The following is a 391-nucleotide window of genomic DNA, read 5'->3' as shown; positions in this document are numbered from 1 at the left end:
GCTTCGGATCGGCCGGCGGCCCGATGATCGTCGAGGAGCTGCGCGCGCACGCGACGCTGCTCGGCACGCGGTTCGGCGATCTCGTCGACGAGTGGGGCACCGTCAACGAGCCGATCAACTACCTGTTCGCCGGCTACACGGTCGGTCAGTTCCCGCCCGGCATCTTCTCGCTCGATCCGAATCAGTTCGCGAAGACGCTGCGCGACTACATCGCGTCGCACGCCGCGATCTACAGCGCGCTCAAGGCGAGCGACACCGTCGACGCCGATGGCGATGGCCGCGCAGCCGACGTCGGCCTCTCGCTCTCGGTCGCGGACTGGGTCCCGACGCGGATGAACCAACCGTCCGAGCACATCGACGACGCCGCGGCGCGCGATCGCGTCCACTACTT

Annotated in this window: 1 protein-coding gene; it reads left to right on the top strand. The window is 68.5% G+C overall.

Annotation, left to right across the window (positions count from 1 at the left end; genetic code table 11):
- Window positions 1-23: 23 nt before the first annotated feature.
- On the top strand, window positions 24-391 hold a 368-nt coding region (locus tag I6F37_RS44045), incomplete at its 3' end, for a family 1 glycosylhydrolase (RefSeq protein ID WP_225154991.1).

This window comes from Bradyrhizobium sp. NBAIM08 (assembly GCF_020193935.1).
Lineage (GTDB): Bacteria > Pseudomonadota > Alphaproteobacteria > Rhizobiales > Xanthobacteraceae > Bradyrhizobium > Bradyrhizobium yuanmingense.
Note: the sequence above shows the minus strand (reverse complement) of the source record. Positions and strands in the feature narration are given on the sequence as shown.